Annotated in this window: 2 protein-coding genes; both read right to left on the reverse strand. The window is 26.2% G+C overall.

What is annotated here, in order from left to right:
* On the reverse strand, positions 1-683 hold a 683-nt coding region (locus H6A61_RS15125; protein WP_204394727.1), incomplete at its 3' end, for a glycosyltransferase.
* 65 nt (positions 684-748) lie between these two features.
* A partial coding sequence (locus H6A61_RS15130; RefSeq protein WP_204394728.1) for a phosphoethanolamine transferase occupies positions 749-2,028 on the reverse strand: 1,280 nt, incomplete at its 5' end.

A 2,028-nucleotide genomic window follows, 5' to 3' on the forward strand; every position in this document is an offset into this window, starting at 1 on the left:
ACATAAAGGAATGTATTCGGATCAAAATAACCAATCTTAGAAAACAATGCTTTATTTATCAACATACATGATCCTGATGGTAATTCAATTTCGAGCAGTTCAGGTATGTTTTCAATACTTGTTAAAAGATATTCTTTTCTTGATAAATCTATACGTGTTAACACCAAAGTGTAATTAAACATTTTTCTTATAATTTCTTTGTATATATTGGTGTTTTTTCTTCCACAACGTAAATCAGGTACATTTTCTTTATTACATAATAAAGGGCTTAATATTCCTGCATCAGGTAAACTATAATAATATCTCAACAAATGAGGTATTATATCTTGAATAAACAAAGTATCATTGTTAAGTATAAGAATATCTGACACTTCCTTATCATTCTCTACTAATTTTAATCCTTTGTTGTTACCTCTTGCATAACCATCATTTTTAGAACTTAGAATAAGTGTTATATAAGGTAACTCTGTAAATTGTTGTTCATTATTATCTAAGACAAGACTATTTTTTCCATACTTCTTTAAATAATGAATCAATTCTTTTTTACACCCCTCCCTATTTGAATTATTATCAACTATTACATACTTTATATCAGCAGTATTATATTTTTCAATACTCTCAATACAGTTTATAGTATCTTCATAGTTATTATAATTTAATATGATAATTGCTGTCTTACCCATTTCTCTATTAAAATTCAAATAACTTAATATTATATATTTCTGTGTCACATAAGTATCAACACATTTTAGTTATCAATGTTAAAACCATTTATTATTCTTGGACGATTCTTATAATTATTGCTTAAGAAACTGTTTTCAGAAACTTTTTGGGGATTATCTTTAAATTCAACCCCCATTATGTCCATAATAACATAAATTAAATTATCAGTCATAAAAGGCTTATCCTTGCTACCCTTTATTCTTTCAACTATTTGAGGATTATTCACTTTAAATTCAGGCGATACATAAATCCAAAATGGAATCTCAACTCCTGCTTTTGTTGATTCGATATTTACTTTTGCATGTCCGGCATACTCACTATCTGTTTGAAATAAATCTAATGCATGATCCGATAAATAAATAACTAAAGAATTACTATTCTGATAACAAGTTATAATACTGTTAACAACAAAGTCATTATAAAATATAGAATTATCATATTCTGCTAAAGTCTTACTATTGTAATACTCATTAGCACTACTGTAATCTTCTGATTCGAAAATCTTAAAGTTTTGAGGACTCCTTAGTTTAAAATCAGGATGAGAACCCATCAAATGATAAACAATGAATTTAGAGCTTCCTTCTTTTTTCTCATATTTCTCTCTCAGTACCAATACTTCTTCATCATATTTTACATCTTTTTTATCGGAATATAAATCATCACAAAAATATGTTTCATCAAATAAGTTTGCATATTTTACTATTACATTATTCCAAAAGCCATATTGTCCTTGATTAGAAAACCAATACGATATGTAACCTGATTCTTTAACAATCTGAGCCAAAGTCTGTTCTTTATACCATGGTATATCAGATTGGTAACTAAAAGTACTCATCATATATTTAAATGAAGGTATAGTAGTAGTAGCTGGTGATACTACATTGTTAAATATATATAATTCTCCATTTTGTTTTCTTTTTCCTAATAACGGATTAGTATTTTTTGTATAACCATATAAAGAGCTATGATTCTTATTATGAGATTCACCTATAATTAAAACAATATTATCAGGTCTACCAACTCTCTTTCTTTCCAAATTTGCATCTTTTATGTATTCAGATAAATTTATTCTTGTATTTAAAACAGATTTAATTTGTAGAGGTACACTATTTGCATATATATAATGATGATACGGAACCAATAAGATCAGGAAGAAATAAATACATGTTACCCATTTTATAAGAATTCTTATTTTGTTTCTTATAAAGAAACTAACTACATATACTGCAATATGGACAATAAAAATTACAGAAACAATACTAAAAACTATATTTAATATATTTACATGTTGAAGATATCCAGTTA

The sequence above is a fragment of the Bacteroides caecigallinarum genome (assembly GCF_016901995.1).
GTDB classification, from domain to species: domain Bacteria; phylum Bacteroidota; class Bacteroidia; order Bacteroidales; family Bacteroidaceae; genus Phocaeicola; species Phocaeicola cellulolyticus.